The sequence below is a fragment of the Vibrio satsumensis genome (assembly GCF_050337435.1).
GTDB lineage: Bacteria > Pseudomonadota > Gammaproteobacteria > Enterobacterales > Vibrionaceae > Vibrio > Vibrio satsumensis.
This window is the reverse complement of the sequence record NZ_JAKJSX010000004.1, coordinates 293,002-312,759: the sequence shown is the minus strand read 5'-3', so window position 1 is coordinate 312,759 and position 19,758 is coordinate 293,002. Positions and strand designations below refer to the sequence as shown.

The following is a 19,758-nucleotide window of genomic DNA, read 5'->3' as shown; positions in this document are numbered from 1 at the left end:
CGCGGTTTTTCAGTGACTTATGTAACAAGGAATGTCTGATTAACCTTTGTTTATATAATATGTCATTTTTTTGATGTGGTATCATTCATGTAGTTAATTATTAATGGATATATAACGTGAAAAAATACCTACTATTATCGCTTTCGGTTTTAATTTTGGCTGGTTGTGGAGCCCCTCGTTACACAGGAAGCGCGATTCCAGAACCTACGACTGAAGTGGATGTTGTTATTGTTAAAGATGCCGAAACACGTGAAGGGTTTTTAAATACCATGGAAACATGGCTGCAAGATAATGATTATACCTACACCGTCGTACCAGATAAGTCGCAGCACGATCTTGATAAGCTAACATTGGAGTATGAAGGCCATTGGGGCTGGGACTTAGCGTTGTTCTTAAAGCAAGCGGAGATCAATGCCTATCAGAACGGGCAAAGAGTCGGTGAAGTAGAGTTTAAAGTTCCATATACGGCTAACCCGAATAAGTTCGGCAATGGATCTAAGCGTATTGGTTTTATGATGGATACGGTATTTGGTAAGAAAACCGCTGAAGAAGCGACAAAAGCGGCCAATTCATCAGATTCAAAAGCGACGAACTAGTCTAATTGGCTTACTAGTTAACCCCTTTATTCTCTTTAAGCTCTGCTCGAAGAGACGAAGATGTGAAGTCGTTGCTTTTACAGTTACGGCTTCACATCGCTCATATTAATTAAAGATCTTGTCTGAAGTGATACCTTACTCATTTGGCTTAGTATTCAGGTCTGGTATCAATAAACTTTGTTAGCTTTGCTTCTTTTCATTTCGAGCCAGCCAGATGAGCGGCAGTATGATCATCGCAGTGCCAATCGCCATTGCAATATCAGGCATTTCACCAAACCAGACCAACCCAACTCCCACCGCTCCGAGTAAGCCGCTGTATTCAGCACTGGCGATTTTATTGCTTTCTGCCGAGCGGTAAGTGACGACACATATCGCCGCGTAGATGAGGATAAAGCTGCTTGAACCTGCGGCAGTGATAAGCGGTGACCAATCCCATTCACGGCCTTCCCAAATGGCGAGCCCAAGTGATGCAGGAACGCCTGCTAAATTGGTTAACAACAACGTTTGTGCCACGGTTTGATGCTTCGGAAGTTTGCGAATTAACAAGTTATTACTGGCAATAGTTAACGCCACGATAAGCGCTGCAATGGCCGCCCAATCGATCTCTGTCGGGCGAATGATGACCAGAACGCCCATAAAGCCGAATATTCCAGCAGCAACTGAGTAGCGGTTGAGTTGCTCTTTGAAAAATACCAAGGCTAACGGCAGCATCATCAAAGGTGCGGCGTAGAAAATCGCGTTGGCGGTGGCCAATGGCATGGCATTGATGGCAAACACCATAAAGATTGCCCCCAGTAACCATATGTGCGCGCGCAGGGCATGCCATTTCAGCCCGTCGGTGAAACTCTTTTTACTCACGCCAAAACAAAAAGGCAGAAGGATTAACACGGCAGTTAGCTGTCTGAAGAAGACAAATTGAAACACAGCAATGTCTTCACCCAAGGTTTTAATTAAGGCATCAGAGAAAACCGCAATGAGATTGCCGACAATGAGTAAACTCATTGCCATTCCAACAGACATTGTAGGCATGAAGAAGCTCCTATCATTGACTGACGCGTGTTCAGTGTGAGTTAAAAAGAAAGTGAATAAATGTGATGGCGTAATCTTAATGCATAAAATCGTTTCATATATAATGATATAAATTCACTTAGTATGAGTTGAGCTAATAATGAAATTACCCCCTTTGAGATCAATACAATGTTTCGAATCGGTCGCTCGTTTTAATAGCTTTTCTCAAGCGGCTATAGCGCTTCATGTTACTCAAAGTGCGGTGAGTCATCAGGTTCGCTTGCTTGAGGAATACTTAGGTGAAACCTTGTTTGTGCGTCAGGGAAGGCGTTTATCGCTCACCCCGATAGGAGAGCGTTACTATGAAGAGGTGTCCCATTCATTGCAGAATATCGCGCAAGCCAGCTACCAGATCCGCGAAGGTGACAGTGGCAAAATTCGGATTGCAATGTACAGTTCTCTGGCGGTGAAATGGTTGGTGCCTAGGCTCGAAAACTTACGCCAGCAGCATCCAGAAATTGATTTAACGTTAAGTATGGTGGCCGATGAGCCTGAGTTTTCGGATCAAGTAGCCGACTGCTTTATCACTGCCTACCCGCCAAAGAAAAACTACGTTAGTGACTTCCTATACAAAGAGCAGCTCTATCCGTTCTGTAGCCAAAAGGTGTGGCAGAGAATCGAAGATAAACCTTTGCCAGAGGCACTATGGGATCAGCAGTTACTTTCAGTAAGTTCAATCTTTAAGGACGGCGGTGAAGCGAAAGATTGGATTCAGTGGTGTGAACGTGGTGGTTTCAGCTTGCCAAAGGATGTGAAAATTAGCCAATTCAGCCACATGGTACTGGCCGCCGAGGCCGTGAAATACCATCAAGGTATTGCGTTCCTGAACGACTACTTTCTTAACGACCAAGATCTTCAACAAAACTTGGTTCGTATCCCAATGCACGATTTGCCGACTGGCGACAATATGTATTTTGTCTACAAAAAGTCGAGAGCTAAGCAGTTTGAAATCAAGACTCTAGGCCATTGGCTTAAACAGCAATGCTTTGATTATGAGTAAACAGTGAAACGTAGCGTTGAAAGAAACCGCTCACGTTCATACACATGCGTGGTATCTAGATACCACGCATGTATTTTAGGGGCGTGAACAAGGTTCTTATACTTATTTCTATTCTGGTGTTGAGGTGGACAAGATTTGATCGCTATAGTTCGTGGTCATGTGCTGCTGTCTGAGTAAGCTGACGGTCAGGTTTATCGGCATTGGCTTATAAAAATAGAAGCCTTGAATATAATCGACGCCCAGTTTAGACAAGATGTTCACTTGGGATTCGTACTCGACACCTTCAACGATAACTTGCATGCCCAGAGTTTGAGAAAGTTGCAGCATGGATTCAAGCAAAGGGATACCAAGGCTGGACTCGTCTGAAATGTTTTTCACGAATACACGATCAATTTTGAGAATGCTGAACGGGAATTGCCTAACAAAGTCTAACCCTGCGTAACCAGTACCAAAGTCATCAATCGCGACTCTTACGCCCATGTTCGATAGTTTGGTTAGGTTGTCTCTAATTTTGACCATGTCGGCATCAGAACATTCACCATCCTCTGTTACTTCAAATACCACCTGTTTGAGAATCTCAGGGTGTCTTTTAAATATGCTAAGCACATTGTTAGAGAAGTTACTGTTAGACACGACGTTTCGGCTGATGTTGACGCTAATGTACTTTGACTCAAATACATCTTGATTGTTTTTCAATGTTATTAATACTTTGCGTAATACGAAGTAGGTCAGTTCTTCAATCAAGCCTAAGCTTTCAGCAAGCGGTATGAAAATGGCAGGGGAGACGTTACCTTCAATGGGGTCGTTCCATCGTAATAGTGACTCACAGCCGACGATCTCGTTGGTGTTTTGGTTAACGATGGGTTGCATGTGTACATGTAGGTGTTTGTTTTTTAGCGCGCTTGAAAGTGAATACTCTAAGCTACGCTGGCTCTGCTTTTTGTGTTTAGCAGAGAGCAGGCAGATAGTGGTGATTCCCGCCATGAGAAATCCAAACCATGAAAAGCTCATGAGGAAGTGTATGTAGTACTGGTGTCCGATGTAGGAGGTAATGGCCAACGGGTAGGCATCTGATTGTATGCGTACTTCTGCGAAATATGAGCCGGGATCGGTAGGGTGGATATCTCTTTTAATCACTTCAACCTTAGAGTTTATACCATGGCTACTCAGGCTCGATTCTACAAGGTCGTAGATGAAGTGTGGCGGTATCATAAGGCTCACCCCGGCTTCTTCTTTGTTCGAGAAAATGAGCATGATGGATTGTACTTTAGTAATCGCTGCACTCGAGTAAGACAGAGTGGTTAAATTTGGATCTTCATTGAGCCTTTCTCGAATGGTGCTATATAAGCGAAACGACACATCACCATCCGTGGTTGAGCAATAAAAGCGGTTGTATTCATTGAATACGGCGGCTTCTTTTACCCAATCGGCATTGAATACATTTTGACGAAGCTCGGTCACGATGGTATCGCAAGATAGATCGGGTGTGATCCCTAAGAGAAAACGGTCAAACCTCACCTGGATTTCTTCAAGCCTTGTTTCCACTAGCTGTGAAGACTCTTCGGTTAACGCATTGTAGTGAGACGGTGTAAAAGGTATGAGTAATGCCATCGACAAAATGAAAGAAATGGCAAAGTAGAATGTGGTCTTGGCAAAATGTTGGTACTTAATATCCATAGTTGGAAAAGCGTTACCGATTGGATGAGCATTCGATTTAATTTATAAATTTAACGATTATGTAGCAAGAGTAATAATAAATATTGTGAATGCACGCATGTGTTATTTATTGAAATAGAGCATTTTCTGCTCTTACTTTATAAATCAGAATGTTATACACCTCTAGAAAGTTTAGTAGGGCGCTGTGTTGCTAGAGCCTAAGTTTATGAAGTAGATGAGATGCAGCAAATCACCGCTTTGTTAGACCATTAAATCGTTAGAATGAAGATTTAACGGTATAAGATCGAAAAACGCAAGGTGATTAAGCCTTGCGTTTTAGTTTGAGAGCGAAGCGTTCTTAAGCTTGATCATTCATTTGATTCAGATGCTCGACTGAATTCGCGGTTTTCATCCGCTGTGCTTGGTGGATATTGACCATAAGTCGGTTAAGCAACTTTTGCAGCCGTTCAATATCAGGCTGTTGTTGGTTTTTTGCCTGTATTTCTAGCTCCAGCGCTTGCTTAGAAAGCGTATCGAGTCCTAAGTTTAGCGACATGCCTTTAATGGAGTGTAGGGTGCGACAAAGTGGCTCCAACTCCTTCGCTAGATAGTATTCAATCAGCTGATCAACAGATTGTTCAAATTCTATGATGGTTGAGTCGATAAGCAAGCTGAACCCTTCCGCATCATCTTTCAGAAGGTGTATTATTTCTGAGCGACTGATTTCTTCTTCCGTTAATCTTAACGTTTCAATTGGCTTGCGGCGCAGTTCGACGATATTCTCGTTAGTACTTGAACCTTCTATTGTTGCTTGTTTAGGTAGTCGATCCGAAAACTGTTGTAGGGCGTCGAAAAAACTCTCTTGCTGTAGGGGCTTAGTAAGAACATGGTCGACGCCAGCCAGAATAAAGTTGTCATGAGCTTCACGGAATACATCTGCCGTGTAGGCGAATATCAAGGTGTCTAGCTTTAGTTGCTCGCGGATGTATTGAGTTGTTTCGACCCCATTCATTTCAGGCATGTGATTGTCCATCAAGATAAGATCATATTTATTGGTTTTGAGGCGTTCAATTGCAAGTTTTCCGTTTTCTGAAAGGTCGACATGATGGCCGAGCTTTTCGCAGAAACCTTGTGCAACGATCGCGTTAATACGATTGTCTTCGACCAGTAAAATGCTCAACGAGCTGCAAGTCAGCTTCTCCGTATTGATTACTGGTGTTGCGACATCACCAGTTTTCCCTTCTTGCCATGCGATAGACAAGGAGACTTGAAATTTTGTTCCGAGACCGACAGCACTGGTTAATGTGATTTCTCCGTTCATGAGGTTGACTAGGTTCTTGACGATTGCGAGGCCAAGCCCTGTTCCGCCAAATTTCCTTGTTGTCGAAGTGTCGGCTTGTTCGAACGAATGGAATACCTGCTCGTGCTTATCTTTCGGGATACCAACCCCGGTGTCTGTTACGGTGAGGATTAGTTGGTTGTTGGGGCGATTAAGGTCAGCTTGAATGGATACATGACCTTCTTTAGTGAATTTGGTCGCATTGCCGCCCAAGTTGAACATGATTTGGCGTAGCCTTGCACAGTCTCCGACGAGTTGGATGTTTTTCGGTATGTTATTTTCGATCAACAGGCGAATGCCTTTTTCATCGGCTAAAGGTTTTAGTGCGCTGCATACAGGCTGCATGACTTGAACAAAATTAAAGGGCGCCACCTCTAGTTCAAGCTTGTTTTCTTCGACTTTAGAGAAGTCGAGAATGTCGTTGAGTATGGTCATTAAGTGATGGCCAGAATCAAGAATGATATTAATGTTTTCTTTGGTTTCTGGCTCTTTAGTTTGGGCCGCTATGATCTGAGAGATGCCAAGTACGCCATTCATTGGTGTGCGAATCTCATGGCTCATGGTCGATAAAAACTCGCCTTTTGCTTTTACTGCCGCTTCAGCTTTGGCGCGTTCCGCGATGAGTTCTTGGTTTTTTGCTCGCATTTCATTGTCGTTTTTTACTAGGTTTGTCGCCATTTTTTTGAAGCTATGCGTGAGGTGGGCAATTTCGTCTTGGGTGTCCGAATTCGAGTTTGTCTTGAGCGTGGCAGCGCCTTGCTTTAACTGGCCAGCGGCAACCTGGTTGGCGGCTTCGAGTAGTATGTCTATTCTTCTTTTTATACGGTTTGAAGACCAAGCGGCCACAATCAGAGATACGAATACCGAAAAGAGAGTTCCGACTAATAGAACGTAATCGGTTTGCTGAGCAGAGTTATCAGATTTTGTAACTCGAATGCTGATCAGCTGTTGCTCTACCTCAATGAACTGAGCTATCTCCAAGCGAATTTGATCCATAAGCTGCTTACCGGTTTGCAGTAGAGTGATATCGATAACACTCTGCAGGTCTGCTGGACCTCTATTAACTAGCTCACGTTGCCAGGCCTCTTTGTCTCCCGATTCAATTAGCCATTTATTGTGGGTGGTATCAATTGTGTCCAGAAGTTTGACTTGTTCTGGGTTATCACTGACCTGCTCGCTAAGAATCTGAATCTTTTTAGGCCAAACGTCCAGTGCTAGGTAATAAGGTTCTAGGAATACAGGGTCGCCGGTGATCAGGTAGCCACGTTGGCCAGTTTCCATATCTACCGCTAGGTTAAGTAACTCCTGCGCTCTAGCAATAGCTTTGTGGGTGTGAACCACCCAGTGGTTGTCCTCAACCATTGATTGCGTGTTTTCATGAACAGAAAACGAAACAGTCACGATCAAAGTAATAGGAACGCAAAAGCTGACGAATAGCTTTTTTTGAAGGGAAATATTGTCGAACCAGCCCAAAATCATAAAACAACGCTCTCCATGTCGATGTTATTTATTGATAGTGTAGGAGAGAATTAGTTGCTGAGTGTGCAAATGCATACGCATTGGTGTTTAATTTGTTTATTAACTATGTTTGAGTCAATCAACGGTTCTGGCGTTAATTAAGAGTATTCAGAGGGGAGTGATTCGTACGGTCTTCCAAAGAAAAAAGCCAGCCGACTTGGCTAGCTTTCAAGAATATTGAGCTCGGTCGCGCGTTAAATTGCTTTCACGCTGCTTCGTTCTACGAGAGTAGGCTCTAACTCGACGACCTGTGGGTAAGCGTCTGGAGTTTCGAGTCGGTTTAATAGCGTGTCTACAGCCGCTTTACCCAAACGATGTTTTGGCTGGTGGACAGTGCTTAAAGCCGGTGTCATATATTTAGACAGGTGGATGTCATCGTAGCCAATAATAGACAGATCATTCGGAATCGATGTGCCATCTTGCGCCGCCGCATGAATCACGCCCATTGCCATCATGTCGTTGCTAACAAACAGTGCGCTAGGCATTCCACCACGCGCTTTCAATGTTTGGTAAGAATCAAAGCCGCCATCACATTCGAAGTTCGATTCTACAATCCAATTAGGGTTGATCTCTAAATTTGCTTCTTCCATCGCTTGCTTGAAGCCTTGATAACGAGACGAAGCTTGGTTGCGGTGCAGTGGGCCTGTGATACAACCAATCTGAGAATGGCCATTATCGATTAGATGCTTCGTTGCCATGTAGCCACCTTGATGCGAGTTATCTTGGATCTTGTCGCTGGCAAACAGCATAGGGCCCCAGTCCATAACCACAACTGGCAGTTCTGGATAACGTTCAAACACATCGATATGTTCACCTTCAAGGGTTGAACACATCAGCATTAAGCCATCGACACGCTTTTGCAGCAAAGTATCAATAGACGATTTCATGCGCTCGCTGTCGCCTTCGGTGTTACATAAGATGAGGTTGTAGCCTTTTTCGTAGCAACGACGCTCAACACCTTTCACCACTTCGCCAAAGAATGGGTTGGTAGAGGTAGTAACCAGCATACCCAAGGTTTTGGTTTGCTTCATTTTCAAGCTACGAGCCAATGCTGAAGGCGCGTAGTTCAACTCTTTAGCCGCATTGTTAACACGCTCAGCTATCTCTTCACTGACAAAACGTGACTTGTTGATCACATGGCTCACGGTAGAAGTCGAAACCTTAGCGAGCCGAGCGATGTCTTTCATTGTTGCCATAAAAAATCCTTGTGGGAGTAACTTGCCACGTTGCGCGATATTCTGCCTGAAAACAGGGGCTTATGCTTACTTATTTATAGTTTGAGAGCTAATTACTAAGCCGATAAACGTTCTGCTAAAAACGCGTCTGTTTCAGCTCGGCTTGGAATCGACGTTTGAGCGCCAAAGCGAGTCACAGAAATTGCAGCCGCTGCATGAGCAAACTTAATAGCGCGCTCTAGCGGCATGTCTTCAAGCAAACCGGTAACTAATGCGCCGTTAAAGGTGTCACCTGCAGCGGTGGTGTCAGTCGCTTCAACACGGAAGCCTGCGATCAACTCGCCTTCACCTGCTTCATTCTCTTGACCTTGATGACTTACCCAAACACCTTTAGCGCCAAGTGTGATCATCACAGTCTCGATACCTTTAGCATGCAAAGCCAAAGACGCTTGGTGAGCAGATGCGCTGTCGGTTACGGTAATGCCCGTCAGTACTTCCGCTTCGGTTTCGTTTGGCGTAATTACATCAACACAAGCAAGCAGTGAATCTGACAAAGGGCGAGCAGGTGCAGGGTTTAGAATTACGTGAGTTCCGCTCTCTTTTGCGGTTTTCGCTGCGTACTCAATGCCTTCAATTGGCGTTTCAAGTTGAGTCAGCAGGTATTTAGCACCACGAATCTTATCTAGGTGTGGTTCGATTTGCTTGCAAGTCAGCTTGTCATTCGCTTCTGCAGAAAGACAAATGCTGTTTTCACCGGTTGCTGATACTTGGATCATCGCGATGCCAGTTGGTGTGTTGTCTGCAACGATAACACCGTCGATGTTGATGCCGTCTTTAGCAAAGTCTTGACGGATGTTGATGCCAAATGGGTCGTCACCAACACAGGCGATAAAACCGATATCTGCGTTTAAGCGCGCAGCCGCGACCGCTTGGTTTGCGCCTTTACCGCCAGGAATGACCTGATAGTTACCGCCAATCAAGGTTTCACCCGGGCGAGGGAAAGAAGGAACTTGTAGTACGTGGTCTGCGTTAACGCTACCTAAAACAATCAGTTGAGTCATGATACGAGCCTTATGATATATCGTATTTGAAAATGCATGGGTCTTTCTCATTACGTTAATTCACATTACGTTAATTCTCGTTACGTAAATCGCTCGCCTTGTTAGACGGCGTATGAGAAACAGCGATGCACTGTCGGTATTTTTGTTTTTGGTCTTGAGCCAGCGAGCTAATGAGCAGGGAGATAGGGGACTCCCTGCTTAAATTAGATTCCAGCGCTAAACTGAGTGATTAAATAGAGTTACTTAGCGATGATTTTTAGAGGTACTGGTACGTACTCGTCTACTGTTTCGCCTTTAAGCACTTTGTCTGCCATCTCGATACCTAGAGAGCCGATTAGGTCTGGCTGTTGTGCAACGGTTGCGCCAAGTAGGCCACGGTTAACTGCTGCGATACCGTCTTCAGTGCCATCGAAGCCTACGATCATTACTTCTTTACCTGAAGCTTGTACTGCGCGAAGTGCACCTAGAGCCATTTCATCGTTCTGAGCGAATACTGCTTCAACGTCTGGGTTCGCTGCAAGTAGGTTTTCCATTACGTTCAGACCTTTAGTACGGTCGAAGTCAGCTGGTTGGCTTGCAAGAAGCTCAAGGCCGCTGCCGTTTACCGCGTTCATGAAGCCTTCACCACGTTCACGAGCCGCAGAAGTACCAGCAATACCTTCAAGTTGGATAACTTTCGCTTTCTCGCCTACTTTTTCCATGATGAAGTGGCCTGCCATTTCACCACCGATAACGTTATCAGAAGCAATGTGGCTCACTACGTCACCACGGCTTGCGCCACGGTCTAGCGTTAGTACTGGGATGTTAGAGCGGTTAGCCATGCGAATCGCGTTAGACACAGCATCTGAATCTGTTGGGTTAATCAGGATTGCCTTAACACCACGAATGGTTAGATCTTCAATGTTCGAAAGCTCTTTACTTGGGTCGTTTTGAGAATCAAGAACGATAAGCTTGTAGCCTAGCTCTTCAGCTTTCGCTTCTGCGCCATCTTTCATGGTTACGAAGAATGGGTTGTTCAATGTAGACAGAACGATTGCCATTGTATCTTGCGCCTGTGCAGACACAGATACTGTTGTAGAAAGAAGAGCAGCAGAAATAAGAGTCGCTAATTTTTTCATGGTGTAAGTCCTTTGTGTAGGGTGAGCTAGGAGGTGAGTCCTAGCTCGTAGTTACATTATTTATAGATTCTAATATTTAAAGGTAAAGCAGGGTGTTACTTGTATTAACCTAGAGTGTGAATAGGTTTTATTTGTTTTTGTTGTCGACCAATACCGCCAGAAGAATAACCACTGCTTTTGCAATCATCTGGTAGTAAGAAGATACGTCTAATAGGTTTAGGGCGTTGTTTAGGAAGCCGATAATCAATGCACCAATCAATGTGCCCATGATGCGGCCACGACCACCCGCTAAGCTTGTGCCGCCAAGAACCACGGCTGCGATAGCGTCTAGCTCATAACCCATACCTGCGGTTGGTTGAGCTGATGACAAACGCGATGCCACGATGATGCCTGCGACTGCTGCTAACAGACCACAGATTGCGTAAACGCCGATTTTTACTTTGTCTACGTCGATGCCTGATAGGCGAGTTGCTGATTCGTTGCCACCAAGAGCGTATACGTAGCGACCAAAGCGTGTGTGGTTAAGTAGGTACCATACTGCTGCGAATACCACGACCATGATCCATACTGGAACTGGGATGCCCATTGCATAGCCGGTACCGAACCAAGCGAATGCGTCTGCTGTGTCTGTGAAGCCAGTTGAGATAGGACGACCATCTGTGTAAACCATGGTTACGCCGCGCAGTAGCGTCATGGTCACAAGCGTTGCGATGAAGGCTTGAACCTTACCCTTGGCAATAATTACACCACTGATAGCTCCCAATGCTGCACCTGCTACAAGAGCGGTTGGCACTGCGATCATCACAGGGATTTCCATACCAATCATGCTGGCTGCGAATGCACCACAAAGCGCAAGTACAGAACCAACACTCAAGTCGATACCCGCGGTTAGGATAACCAGCGTCATACCCACAGCGATGATCGCGTTAACCGAAGTTTGGCGCAGAATGTTCAGGATGTTGTCGACAGTAAAGAAGTTCGGGTTTAAGAAAGAAACGACAACAATCAGGAAGATCAAAGCAATCAATGACTTTTGATCAATCAGCCACTCTTTGCTGATTAACGGTTTTTTCTTTGGAGCTTCAGTTGTTTTGCTCATGGTTTTAGTACTCATGCTGCGTCCTCGTTGATCTTTTTACCGACCGCACACGCCAGTAATAATTCTTGGTTTGCTTCTTTAGCATCAAATTCACCGCTTACACGGCCTTCATGCATCACCATGATGCGGTCACTCATTCCTAACACTTCTGGCATTTCAGATGAGACCAAAATAATGCTCATGCCATCGGCTTTAAATTTATTAATGAGTTGGTAAATCTCTTTCTTGGCACCGACATCAACACCACGCGTTGGCTCGTCGAGAATCAGTACTTTTGGTTTGGTCATCAATCCCTTAGCGATAGCCACTTTCTGTTGGTTACCACCAGAAAGGTTGCCAATAATTTGCTCGCGAGTTGGGGTTTTGATGTTGAATAGCTTGATGAAGTCATCAACCGCAATCACTTCGTCTTTATGTTGGATTTGACCGCTTTTAGTCAGCAGATCAAGCGAACATAGCGACATGTTTTCTTTTACTGAAAGGCCGAGAACTAAGCCATCGCCTTTACGATCTTCAGAGATGTAAGCAATGCCATTGGCCAAGCCATCTCTCGGGCTGACAGGGTTAATGGTTTTGTTTTCTAGGTTGATGACGCCGCGCTCACTTGGAAGTGCACCGTAAATCACTTTCATCAGTTCGGTACGACCTGCGCCCATTAGGCCTGATACACCTAAGATTTCACCGCGTTTTAGCGTAAAACTCACATCATGAACACCAGAGCCGGTCAAGCCGATGACCTCAAGGCAGGTTTCACCGTGGCTTTGTCCGATACGTGGATATTGTTCGTCTAGCTTACGGCCAACCATCATTTCAATCAGGCCATCTTCGTCGGTGTCTTTTACTTCACACTGACCGATGAACTTACCGTCACGAAGTACGGTGATGTCGTCACAAATCTCAAAGATCTCTTTCAAACGGTGAGAGATGTAAACAATGCCACAGCCTTCAGAACGCAATTCGTTAATGACCTTAAACAGAGATTCAGTTTCGGTATCGGTTAGCGCATCGGTCGGCTCATCCATGATGATGACCTTAGACTCAAACGATAGGGCTTTCGCGATCTCTACCATTTGTTGCTCACCAAGGCTCAGTTGCCCTAAAGGTGTTTTCGAACTGTGTTTCACATTTAGGCGTTTCAGTAGCTTGTCGGCTTCTTGATACATCTCGTTCCACAAGATGCGACCCATGGTGCTCGTGATCTCACGACCTAAGAAGATGTTCTCGGCGATGGTTAACTCAGGGATTAGATTCAGTTCTTGGTGAATGATGCTAATGCCAGCTTGTTGAGAATCACGCGGCCCTTTAAATGCTGCAGGTTTTCCTTGGTAGGCGATAGTGCCGCCGTCCAAGTGATAGATACCCGTAAGCACTTTCATTAGTGTTGATTTACCCGCACCGTTTTCACCCATTAACGCCATTACGCGTCCTGGATAAACGTTGAGGCTTGCCTTATCCAGTGCTTTAACACCAGGGAAGGCTTTCTCAATTGAGCTAAGTTCTAAAATGGCTTGAGTCATGTCGGTTCCTTTACTCGGGGCCAGTTGTATTTGATTGTTCTGTATATGTATTGCTTTGGTTCAGTGATGACACTGAGCTGTCGTTGCGTTTTGCTTAAGTTAAAAGGTTACGCCAGCTTGGAAAATAACATTCGCGTAAGGCGTGCATTCACCTGTACGAATCACTGCACGGCTATCATGGGTGCGCTGTTTAAATTCTTCATGAGTGATGTAAGTAATCGAAAGCGATTTGCCACAACGTACTTCTTCTGTCTTGATTAAATCAATCAGTGATGCGTGATGTTCTGGGCTTACTTTCGCAAACTCTTCTGCAATCACAACGCCTTCAATTTGAGATTCATCTAATAGGGTTTTTACTGTTTGTTGAAAGCTCGGTACACCATGAGTCAGTGCAAGATCAATGCGAGTTACGTGGTCTGGAATCGGCAGGCCCGCGTCACAAATCGTGATTTCATCTGTGTGGCCAAGCGTCGCCACTAGGTAAGAGAGTTCAGAGTTTATTAGAGTACTTTTTTTCATATCACGACCTATCAAAAAATAACGCTTAATGGGTTGAGAACAACTCAAGAAAAAGCCATCGAAACGTTTCGATAGTGATAATAGTGTCTGATTTATCATTTGCACGTTTGATTGTTTTAGAGTGTGATAACGATCATCGAAACGTTTCGATGGGGCGTTTTTTGGTGATCTCAGTCAACGCCATTGATTGCATAAATTTGGCTACGTGGGTTCAATTGATAGCACATAGCCAAACTTACTGATGGTTATTATCTGGACATTTGGTGTTCTCAATCGCGCGAAGACATTGCGTAGGTTATAAACCACATTAGCCAGAGCATGAGGTGACGAGAGATGCCCGTCCCAACACACATCAACAATATGCTCTCTTGAAACCGGCCTTCCAATATTTTCTATCAGCAAACAGAGCACTGCCAAAAGGTGAGGGCGCAACGTTATTTTGTTTCCCTGTGAGTTAGTGATAGTTCGAGCGTCGATATCAAGGGTTAAGCCGTTGAGGTTTATGGTGTGGGTCATCGTGTTTCTGTTCGTCTTCTTTTGAATGGTGGAGATTGATTGGGTAGTTCGTTAGGTGTGCTAGTGATTCAAAGCGCGCGGATTATGCGAAATAACACCACTCTTGAAAGTAAGCGTTCGTAAGTCTGCGCGAATAAAATCTAAAAATGAGACGGTTTGAAAATTGATTGCCAGGTTTCCTCTAGAAAGGGTGTGTTTTTATTTCTTTATTATTCAGTTGTTTATTTGGTTATTACTGATTGTGTTGTTTGAAATGACAAAGTGATTACATTTTTATTTATTTTTTTGTTTTCTGTGAGCTTAACCTGCTTGCGAATTCGACGGGGTGTCGGGTAACTCTAACAAGATTGTGCTGCACAGGAAGGCGTAACAATCTTGATTTGCACTAAGTAAGGTCAAGCAGTAATGAACAACAAATTAATTCTAAGCATCGCGATGATGTCAGCATTTGCAGCAAACAATGTAATGGCAGCAGACAGTGGTTTCTACCTAGGCGGCGCAATCGGTACATCTGGTATTGATGATGGCGGGCTTTATAACGACTTTTCAGCACCAATGACTGTTGATGCTGAAGACCCGACATATAAGATCATTGCTGGATACCAATTTAATCGTATCATCGCATTAGAGGCGCAATACACGAACTATGGTGACGTCGTTGCAAAAAATGCATTAAACCAATCTACTTACACTTGGTCTCCAACTGCGTTTTCGATCAGTGCTAATTTAGGTTACACATTTGATAATGGAGTCCGCCCTTTTGGCATTATCGGCTTATCGTCAATTGATTTAGATCAATCTCTACCGTTGCTAGATGATGATAGTGGTGAAGGAGTTCGCTATGGTTTTGGCGTTGAGTACACACCTAGGCACATTGGCAACGTTAGCTTTAAGCTAGGTTATGAAGCGGATGCGTTTGTTGTTGAGACCGATTCGCCTTTTGATAATGATAAGGATATTGTGATTGATTCATACTACGCAGCGGTTGCTTACCGTTTCTAAACTTTAGATTTCATCTAGTAAGTATATGAATTTTTTAACACCGAAGTAGCAATGCTTCGGTGTTTTATATCGAGACTTGGGATACATCCGCTTAAAACGAAACGTAATCCGACAGTTAAGTTTCGCGGATATGAGCAGTGACAGAGACGACGGCATGATCAGTACTGAATTGGTCGTGTTCAAAGCTTGGATTGATCAGGTGATGGTCTAACACTGTGTAGCTCGAGATCTCCATCAAGCTTGATGAGTTCTGGCAATCAAACTCGTTCGACATCAAAATGTAATCTAGTACAGACCCTGAAGCACCGTAGTAATGGGTTGGTTTACGCTGCTCAAGCAAGTCTTCCTCATGCAGTTGATGGTAAAGATCCCAACTGTCTTTTAAGCGAAAGTGGGACAGCCAATGCTTACTGTTTTCGTCTCTGTTGATTGAGTAACTCAACAGCCCTTTAAATTCATCATTAAACAGAGGCTTATTAAAGTCACCCATCAATACGACTGGTTGATCGGTTTGGTAGCGTTGATTGGTGATGTATTGATGCAATATCTGAGCTTCTAGACCGCGTTGGACACTTGATAGCCAAGAGCCAAGTTGTTCTTGGTGGAAGCGAATGAGCGTGTCACTTTGTGGTTTTTCACCTTGCTGGGCGTTGTCTGCATCGACAGATTCTGCCTTTGGTTCTGTTGGACGTTGTGATTTGAAGTGCACGACATAACAGTCGGTTGAACCTAAGTGAGGCAGAGTAATGGTCGCGTGAACAGGTGTTCTGTTGAATGAGAATTTGTTGCCAAGGTTGAATGCTGTCAGTAGTTTCGAATCTGGCGTAACAGGCTGCACGTTTTCAATTGGATAGCGCGATGCAATACCAACGACAGGAGAGGTGTACAGGTAATCATCTTCAACATGTGCGCTATCGACCACTGCAAAGTGAGGGTAACCCAGATCATTCATCAATTGTTCTAAAGATTGCGGGCTAAATATCTCTTGGAAGCCAATCACATCACAATCTAATGAACGAATCGCTTCAGCCATCCAATGTTGCTTCTTTTGCCATTCTTCGAAGCTGTAGATGTTCTCAAAATCATAATAAGCATTCGGTGGCTCTAGATAGTTCAAAAGGTTGAACGTTGCGAATGTTATTTGGTTTGGTTTGTTCAAAGTGTCATTCCATTTAGACCTAGGCAGCAAGGATACTCCAGTAAAGTATAGTTTGTTGATTATTTAGAACCTAAATTTCACTTTAGAAGTGAATTAAAGAGAATTTAAGCCGTGGAGGCTTGTGTCATTCACGCTAGACTAATATTAGTGCTTCTGCCTTCCCCCGTACTTTCCAACGCCACTAAACTAATCAACGTAATCAAAGCTAACTGCAACCTATAACTTCGAGCGGTGACGAGTAATTTGTAAATAAACCGTCAGAGATGGAGTGCTGATGGTTTTATTAGTTATTACATGATGTTAGATTTGAACCTATACTTGTTTTAACGGTGTGCATTCAAAGCCGGTTAATCAAGTTGAATATCAAATTCATAACATTTGAAGGGAGAGTCAAATGGGAACAGATTTCCGAAGCAAAGCCTCGCAGCGCACTCAGTTTTTTAGGTCTAATTTGAAGTCATATGCAGTCATGCTGCCGCTTATTGCTCTATATCCCTCCGTTACACACGCTTCTGATACCGAATCAACACCTGCTGTCACCGTAATTGAAACCACTCAATTGGTTGGTTTTGGTGAAGCAAAATATCCAGCCGACTTCACTCACTTTGATTATGTTAATCCTGATGCGCCAAAGCAGGGCAAAGTGACTTATGGCAGCATCGGTACTTACGATAGCTTTAATCGATTCGGTTCTCGCGGCGTTGCTGCAAGTTATACCGGAGAGATCTACGATACCTTGATGTTTTCTCCGAGCGACGAGATTGATGCTTATTATCCATTGATCGCTTCAAAGGTTCGCTACGCCAGTGATTTCACTTGGATGGAAATTGATATCAACCCAAAAGCGAGATTCAATGATGGCGAGCCTATTACGGCTCATGATGTGGCATTCACCTTTAATAAGTTTTCAACCGAGGGTGTTCCTCAATACCGTGTGTATTACAAAGAAATTAAGTCAGTCACCGCAGTTTCTGATTTAGTGGTTCGCATTGAGATGGAGAAGCCAAACCGCGAGAAGTTGTTTAGCTTTGCCCAAAGTACCCGCGTATTACCAGAGCATTATTGGAAAGACAGAAAACTGTCTGAGCCCCTAAGTGAGCCGCCTGTGGGAAGTGGCCCATATAAGATCATCAGTTACAAGTCTGGGCAAAGTGTCACTTACGGCCTCGATGAAAACTACTGGGCTGCCGATCTACCCGTTAACGTTGGTCGTAATAACTTCAAGCAAGTGCAATACGATTACTACCGTGACGACACCGTAATGCTGGAAGCCTTCAAAGCAGGGGAGTTCGATCTTCGAACTGAGAACTCGGCTAAGTTTTGGGCTAACTCTTATACAGGCGCGAACTTCGACAAAGGCTATATCATCAAAGAAGAGATCAACCATGAGAAGCCTGAAACGACTCAAGGTTTTGTCTTCAACATTCAATCCCCTGTGTTTTCAGATCCAAAGGTACGCGAAGCATTAACCTACGCGATGGACTTTGAGTGGATGAACAAGAACATGTTCTACGGTCAATACAAACGTACTCGTAGTTATTTCCAAAACACCGACTACGAAGCGAAAGGTTTACCAAGCGAAGCTGAAGTAGAGTTGCTGTCTCAATACAAAGATCAGATTCCACCGAGAGTTTTCACAGAAGAATTCCAACCTCCAGTTACCGATGGTAGCGGCCGTATTCGTAGCCAAATGCGTACTGCTTTCAAACTATTGAAGGAAGCGGGTTGGGTTCTGAAAGACAAAGTCATGACCAACGAAAAGACTGGCAAGCCGATGTCTTTCGAGTTGTTGATTTACAGTCCGACCACGGAGCGTATTGCAACGCCAGTTCAAAAGAACCTGAAGCGTATGGGTATTGAGATGAAGATCCGCACTGTCGATACTACGCAATACATCAAGCGTCTTCGTGATCGTGATTTCGATATGGTTTCGTCGTCATTTTCTGCAAACCCTTATCCTAGCCCGAACTTAATGATTGTTTGGAACTCTAACTACATTGATTCTACTTACAATACGGCAGGTGTGATGGATCCTGTGGTTGATGCGTTAACAGAACAAATCGCACGTAACCAGCAGAACCCTGAAAAGCTACTTACGCTAGGCCGCTCTCTTGATCGTGTGTTGCAGTGGAATTTCTACAATATCCCGCAATGGCACGTTGGCGAATACCGCGTAGCGATGTGGGACAAGTTTGAGCGTCCAGATGTATTACCTAAATATGATTTAGGTATCGATACATGGTGGATTTCAGAAGAGAAGGCAGCTCTGCTTCCTGAAAAACGTCGCTAGGAGTTAGTTAGCATGGCCGCGTATATATTTCGGCGTTTACTGTTGGTGATCCCCACGCTGTGGGCGATCATCACTATCAACTTTTTCATTATTCAGATCGCGCCAGGTGGTCCGGTAGAGCAAGCTGTTGCCCAATTAGAAGGGCATAACTCTGGCATCATGGAGCGTTTTTCCGGTGGTGGACAAGAAGTTGATTTAAGCGAAAGTGACCAAGCATCTGCCAGTGGCTATAAAGGCTCTCGAGGGCTTGATCCGGAAGTGGTTGAAGAGATCAAAAAGCAGTTTGGTTTTGATAAGCCGATTCATATTCGCTACTTCGATATGTTGAAAAACTACGCGACCTTTAACTTTGGTGAAAGCCTGTTTAAGGGCGGCAACGTGATTGATTTGATCATTGAGCGTTTACCTGTCTCCATCTCCTTAGGGTTGTGGAGTACGTTAATCATCTATGTGATTTCGATACCCTTAGGCATCATGAAAGCGATACATCACGGCTCGCGCTTTGATATTTGGTCTAGCGCTGTGGTGATTGTTGGTTATGCGGTGCCGGGCTTCTTGTTTGCGATCATCCTGATTATTTTGTTTGCGAGTGGTAACTACTTCAGTTGGTTCCCATTACGTGGCTTGGTGTCGAGTAACTTCGACCAGCTTAACTGGTATCAGCAAATTGGCGACTACTTCTGGCACTTAGCGTTGCCTATTTTCGCTATGGTCATCGGCGGCTTCGCCACGCTCAGCATGCTGACCAAAAACTCCTTCCTTGATGAAATCAATAAGCAATATGTGGTGACCGCGCGAGCGAAAGGTTTGGACGAGAGCAGCATTCTCTACAAGCACGTTTTCCGTAACGCGATGTTGATCATTATTGCCGGATTCCCAAGCGCATTTATTAGTATTTTCTTCACGGGTTCTATGTTGATTGAAGTGATGTTTTCACTCGAAGGCATTGGTCTGCTTGGTTTTGAATCGACTATTCAACGCGACTATCCCGTGGTGTTCAGCTCTCTCTATATCATGACCTTGCTTGGCTTGGTGCTGAGCATTATCTCCGACCTGACGTATACCTGGGTTGATCCTCGAATTGATTTTGAAGCGCGTTAGTGGCGAACGAATAACAAGGTATTG

General features: G+C 44.4%; 16 protein-coding genes. 5 read left to right on the top strand and 11 right to left on the bottom strand.

From position 1 onward, the window contains the following. Window positions 1–116 precede the first annotated feature (116 nt). Complete coding sequence (locus tag L4C44_RS04395) at window positions 117–596, top strand: Sbal_3080 family lipoprotein (RefSeq protein ID WP_428804462.1); 480 nt, start codon at window positions 117–119, stop codon at window positions 594–596. Window positions 597–776: 180 nt separating this feature from the next. Here the strand turns inward: L4C44_RS04395 and L4C44_RS04390 are convergent, their stop codons facing one another. Next, complete coding sequence (locus L4C44_RS04390; RefSeq protein WP_146490146.1) at window positions 777–1,625, bottom strand: DMT family transporter; 849 nt, start codon at window positions 1,623–1,625, stop codon at window positions 777–779. A 139-nt stretch (window positions 1,626–1,764) separates the two neighbouring features. On the opposite strand from L4C44_RS04390, the gene L4C44_RS04385 reads away from it, so the two are divergent. Beyond that, complete coding sequence (locus L4C44_RS04385; RefSeq protein ID WP_146490147.1) at window positions 1,765–2,664, top strand: LysR substrate-binding domain-containing protein; 900 nt, start codon at window positions 1,765–1,767, stop codon at window positions 2,662–2,664. A gap of 108 nt (window positions 2,665–2,772) precedes the next feature. On the opposite strand, the gene L4C44_RS04380 is transcribed toward L4C44_RS04385, so the two are convergent. The 9 genes from L4C44_RS04380 to L4C44_RS04340 form a co-directional block, all read right to left on the bottom strand. Beyond that, window positions 2,773–4,341: an EAL domain-containing protein gene (locus L4C44_RS04380; protein WP_428804461.1), complete on the bottom strand. Its 1,569-nt coding sequence runs from the start codon at window positions 4,339–4,341 to the stop codon at window positions 2,773–2,775. 337 nt (window positions 4,342–4,678) lie between these two features. Beyond that, window positions 4,679–7,138, bottom strand: coding sequence for a CHASE3 domain-containing protein (locus L4C44_RS04375; protein WP_428804460.1), 2,460 nt, complete (start codon window positions 7,136–7,138; stop codon window positions 4,679–4,681). Window positions 7,139–7,371: 233 nt separating this feature from the next. Further along, complete coding sequence (locus tag L4C44_RS04370; protein ID WP_146490151.1) at window positions 7,372–8,373, bottom strand: substrate-binding domain-containing protein; 1,002 nt, start codon at window positions 8,371–8,373, stop codon at window positions 7,372–7,374. Between the two features lie 95 nt (window positions 8,374–8,468). Next, window positions 8,469–9,413 carry a ribokinase gene (gene rbsK, locus L4C44_RS04365; protein WP_428804459.1) on the bottom strand — a complete coding sequence of 315 codons (945 nt, stop codon included), beginning with the start codon at window positions 9,411–9,413 and terminating at the stop codon, window positions 8,469–8,471. A gap of 239 nt (window positions 9,414–9,652) precedes the next feature. Next, window positions 9,653–10,531 carry a ribose ABC transporter substrate-binding protein RbsB gene (gene rbsB / locus L4C44_RS04360; protein WP_428804458.1) on the bottom strand — a complete coding sequence of 293 codons (879 nt, stop codon included), beginning with the start codon at window positions 10,529–10,531 and terminating at the stop codon, window positions 9,653–9,655. A gap of 127 nt (window positions 10,532–10,658) precedes the next feature. Then, on the bottom strand, window positions 10,659–11,645 hold the full coding sequence (rbsC, locus tag L4C44_RS04355; protein WP_017082395.1) for a ribose ABC transporter permease: 987 nt from the start codon (window positions 11,643–11,645) through the stop codon (window positions 10,659–10,661). Further along, entirely contained in the window at window positions 11,642–13,147 is a 1,506-nt protein-coding gene (rbsA, locus tag L4C44_RS04350; RefSeq protein WP_086713745.1) for a ribose ABC transporter ATP-binding protein RbsA, read from the bottom strand. The genes rbsC and rbsA overlap by 4 nt, the downstream gene beginning before the upstream one ends. A 99-nt stretch (window positions 13,148–13,246) precedes the next feature. Continuing rightward, a complete protein-coding gene (gene rbsD, locus L4C44_RS04345; protein WP_146490154.1) occupies window positions 13,247–13,666 on the bottom strand; it encodes a D-ribose pyranase in 420 nt (139 codons plus the stop codon). A gap of 201 nt (window positions 13,667–13,867) precedes the next feature. Next, window positions 13,868–14,182 carry a winged helix-turn-helix domain-containing protein gene (locus tag L4C44_RS04340; protein WP_285954605.1) on the bottom strand — a complete coding sequence of 105 codons (315 nt, stop codon included), beginning with the start codon at window positions 14,180–14,182 and terminating at the stop codon, window positions 13,868–13,870. A gap of 405 nt (window positions 14,183–14,587) precedes the next feature. On the opposite strand from L4C44_RS04340, the gene L4C44_RS04335 reads away from it, so the two are divergent. After that, a complete protein-coding gene (locus tag L4C44_RS04335) occupies window positions 14,588–15,184 on the top strand; it encodes a porin family protein (protein ID WP_428804457.1) in 597 nt (198 codons plus the stop codon). A 115-nt stretch (window positions 15,185–15,299) separates the two neighbouring features. On the opposite strand, the gene L4C44_RS04330 is transcribed toward L4C44_RS04335, so the two are convergent. After that, window positions 15,300–16,343 carry an endonuclease/exonuclease/phosphatase family protein gene (locus L4C44_RS04330; protein WP_428804456.1) on the bottom strand — a complete coding sequence of 348 codons (1,044 nt, stop codon included), beginning with the start codon at window positions 16,341–16,343 and terminating at the stop codon, window positions 15,300–15,302. 394 nt (window positions 16,344–16,737) lie between these two features. Between L4C44_RS04330 and L4C44_RS04325 the strand changes: the two genes are divergently transcribed. Together L4C44_RS04325 and L4C44_RS04320 are read left to right on the top strand one after the other, a co-directional pair. Beyond that, window positions 16,738–18,633: an extracellular solute-binding protein gene (locus L4C44_RS04325; protein WP_428804455.1), complete on the top strand. Its 1,896-nt coding sequence runs from the start codon at window positions 16,738–16,740 to the stop codon at window positions 18,631–18,633. Between the two features lie 12 nt (window positions 18,634–18,645). Beyond that, window positions 18,646–19,734: a microcin C ABC transporter permease YejB gene (locus L4C44_RS04320; RefSeq protein ID WP_248366992.1), complete on the top strand. Its 1,089-nt coding sequence runs from the start codon at window positions 18,646–18,648 to the stop codon at window positions 19,732–19,734. Window positions 19,735–19,758: the final 24 nt, after the last annotated feature.